We start from the raw sequence: 1,429 nt of genomic DNA, 5'->3' as shown, positions 1-1,429 counted from the left end.
ATGAAAACGCTGTTTCTGCAGGCCCCATCGTATGACGGCTTCGACGGCGGCGCGGGCTCGCGCTACCAGGCAAAGCGCGAGATCCGCTCGTTCTGGTATCCCACCTGGCTTGCGCAGCCGGCGGCGCTCGTGCCGGAAAGCCGCGTGCTCGACGCGCCGGCCGACGGCCTGAGCGTGGAAGAAACGCTGAAGATCGCAGCCGGATACGACCTCGTCATCATCCATACGAGCACGCCGTCGTTTCCGACCGATGCACTCTTCTGCGAGGACCTCAAGAAGCGCAAGCCCTCAATCGTCATTGGCCTGGTGGGCGCGAAGGTGCAGGTCGATCCGCACAACTCGCTGACGGCGACCGGGGCCATCGACTTTGTCTGCCGCGAGGAATTCGACTTCACCTGCAAGGAAATCGCCGAAGGCATGCCGCTGGCCGGGGTCAAGGGCATCTCGTGGCGCGCGCAGGACGGCTCGATCGAGCACAACGCCTCGCGCCCGGTGCTCGAGGACATGGACTCGCTGCCGTTCGTCGCGCCCGTCTACAAGCGCGACCTGAAGATCGGGAATTACTTCATCGGCTACCTGAATTACCCGTATGTGTCGATCTACACGGGGCGCGGCTGCAAGTCGCGCTGCACGTTCTGCCTGTGGCCGCAGACGGTGAGCGGCCACCGCTACCGCGTGCGGTCGGTGGAAAACGTGCTCGAAGAGGTGAAGTGGATTCGCGAGAACATGCCGGAGGTGAAGGAGATCATGTTCGACGACGACACCTTCACCGACGACGCGCCGCGCGCCGAAGCGATCGCGCGCGGCATGGGCCGGCTCGGCGTGACGTGGTCGTGCAACGCGAAGGCGAACGTGCCGTATTCGACGCTCAAGGTCATGAAGGAAAACGGCCTGCGGCTGCTGCTGGTGGGTTTCGAGTCGGGCGACGACCAGATACTCGTGAACATCAAAAAGGGCGTGCGCACGGACTTCGCGCGCCGCTTCAGCGCCGACTGCAGGAAGCTCGGCATCAAGGTTCACGGCACCTTCATTCTGGGGCTGCCGGGCGAGACGCGGGACACGATCACGAAGACGATCGAGTACGCGAAGGAAATCAATCCGCATACGATTCAGGTGTCGCTGGCGGCGCCGTATCCGGGCACGACGCTGTACAGGCAGGCCGTGGAAAACGGCTGGATGGAAGAGAACAAAACGATCAACCTGGTGAGCAAGGAGGGGGTTCAGCTTGCGGCGATCGGGTATGCGCATCTGTCGCGCGAGGACATTTACCATCAGTTGGAGCAGTTCTATCGGCAGTTCTATTTCCGGCCTTCGAAGATCTGGGAGATCGTGCGCGAGATGCTCACGAGCTGGGACATGATGAAGCGGCGTCTGCGCGAGGGCGTGGAGTTTTTCCGCTTTCTACGCGCGCATGAGGCGTGATGGAACG

Annotated in this window: 1 protein-coding gene; it reads left to right on the top strand. The window is 62.5% G+C overall.

Features of this window, described 5'->3' with window-relative positions:
• Positions 1 to 1,422, top strand: a 1,422-nt coding sequence (hpnJ, locus tag U5768_RS31805) for a hopanoid biosynthesis associated radical SAM protein HpnJ (RefSeq protein ID WP_322034286.1), incomplete at its 5' end; no start/stop codon positions are given.
• Positions 1,423 to 1,429: the final 7 nt, after the last annotated feature.

The sequence above is a fragment of the Paraburkholderia sp. J76 genome (assembly GCF_905220295.1).
GTDB lineage: Bacteria > Pseudomonadota > Gammaproteobacteria > Burkholderiales > Burkholderiaceae > Paraburkholderia.
Note: the sequence above shows the minus strand (reverse complement) of the source record. Positions and strands in the feature narration are given on the sequence as shown.